This window comes from Intestinibacter sp., from assembly GCF_051866655.1.
GTDB lineage: Bacteria > Bacillota > Clostridia > Peptostreptococcales > Peptostreptococcaceae > Intestinibacter.
Map to the genome: position 1 here is coordinate 1 of NZ_JBJDXL010000513.1, position 2300 is coordinate 2300.

Here is a 2300-nt window from a genome sequence, read left to right on the forward strand (position 1 = left end):
TCGTATTCTCCTTTACTATCGTAAACTCTAGCAATATTGCTGCATAATCCTTTATATTTACTATATGAGATATAAATCCTATCCCACATATCTAAATCATCTTCTTCAATATAAAACTCTCCTGTAAAAATTCCACATCCACTTAAATTGTGAAGTGCCTTTTTATAGCATTTTATCGCCATGTCGTATTTGTGACAGCTAGTATAGCTTTCTGCCGCCTTTTCGTATTCTGATACAAAGGCTACTATCCATTTCTCACTATGCTCTACATTGTATTCAGCTATATAATAGTAGTCACACTCATTTCTATATTGCTCACTAAGCTCAAAGTGGTCACAATCACAGTAATGAGCCAATTCATCCAAAATTATATTTTTCTTGTATTCGTCGAAAAAATTATTTTCTTTTAGTATTTCATATGCTTGCAGATAATCATTGTACGTATTCTCATCACTTATATAGTTGCCATAAGTGTTACTATCTACATAAGCAAGCTGATATCTTAAATCAAAATGAAGCTTGAAATTGTCTAAATTAAATTTTTCGTATATTTGAATACCTTCTAATATAGAACCTCTAGCTTTTTCCTCTTTGTTTTCTTCTAGATAAATCTCACTTGCCAAAACACAGTTTCTACAGATTTGTTCTACAGTTTTTAAATCGTCTACAGATAAATTTCGACGGGTTGACTGTTTATCTTGTAAATCCTTTTTATAAAAGTCTGACTGCAGCTCCAAAATTCCAGCCATTTTAACACCTAAATTCACCTGAATATTTTTATGATACATATCCATGGCTAAATCCATATATTTTTGACTCTCGTTTTTATCTGTATCTTTTAATATATCAATTAACTTATAGCATGCACCTATATACATTTTTTTAGGATAATCCTCATCTGGATCTAAATCTATTTCTCTTAATTCGTACTTTAGCAAATCCTCCAATATATCTATAGCCTTGTTCTTTTCACCACTTAATTCATATACTTCTGCCAATTGTATGACTGAATCTCCCTTATTTATTTCTTTATATTCATCAAGTTCTATTTGTTTTTCACAGTATTCTATGGCATTTTCGTAGTCTTTTTCGTGCAAATATATCTCGATTATTTTCTCGTATATTTCTTCTATAAAATACGCTCCACCTATGTCCTCTTCTTCATCTGACACACTATAGTCTTGATTAAAATAATTGTATTCTTGCTTTTTATAGTGTTTAATCGCCTTGTCGTATTTTCCAAGCTTTAATGCTAAATCACCTAATATCTTGTGATCTAAAGGTTCTCTATTTATAAATTTTTCAAATAACATCTTCTATTCTCCCAAGTATAATTCTCCATAATAAAGTGCTTTCTCATCATCTTTTATTATATCTTGATTTAACACTATGTCCATAGAACCTTCCATATAAAGTTGATATAATTCATAACAAATATCCTTTGTCTGTTTATCTCCTAAGCCTAAAATTTCTCTCTTAATTTCAAAGCTCTCTACCAAACATTTTTCAAAATAAGAAAAATATTTCTTTAATTGCGATTCATCTAGCTCCCTGTCTACATCTTGAAACTTATTTACCATAACTCTAGCAATTTCTATATATTCATCTGCAACTTCTAAACTTTTATATCCATTTTTATCTGATTTTATTTCTATACTTTTATCAAAGAAATATACCACATTGTCTAAAGCTCTCTCTAAATCGTCATCATCATCAAATATACTTCTCCATTCACCCCATGAATTTGCTACTACTTTTACAAAAGATGCTCCAATATTAAAACAAACCTCAGCAAGCTCATCACCTATCATATCAAGCTCCTCGTAAATATCCACAGCTTTATCGTAGTAATCAAAGCAGTCCTTCTTAGAACGACTGGATAACAGCTCTGCAAATTCATTGTAAAATTCGGCAAGTCCTACTGTGCATCCACTAATTCTCTCTGCAAATATTCCAATTAGCTTTATATATTGATTTCTTTTTTGGATATTATTTTTAATTCTCATAGTCGCCATTTCTGTCATCTTATTTGTAATCGGCTTGCAAGTAGCGGCATCTGGTTTTAATTTGTTGTATATAAGATCTATTATTATTTGATGTAGAGAAATTCTATCGTCTCTAAATTCCATCCAGCCCTTGTCGATTAGCGAATTTATACCCTCTTCATTGCCTATGTCACACCACTTCATAAATTCTAGCTTGTCGATTTTTACGTTTGCAATTAACGACATATTCATAAGGATGTATTTTTCGAAATCGCTTAGTTTTGCAGTATTAAACACTACTTCTAGGTGCATCAT

At 30.8% G+C, this 2300-nt stretch carries 2 protein-coding genes; both read right to left on the reverse strand.

Annotation, left to right across the window (positions count from 1 at the left end; genetic code table 11):
- The coding region (locus ACI3VO_RS15350) for a tetratricopeptide repeat protein (protein WP_439758752.1) at positions 1-1313 on the reverse strand (1313 nt) is incomplete at its 3' end.
- A 3-nt stretch (positions 1314-1316) separates the two neighbouring features.
- On the reverse strand, positions 1317-2300 hold a 984-nt coding region (locus ACI3VO_RS15355), incomplete at its 5' end, for a hypothetical protein (protein WP_439758753.1).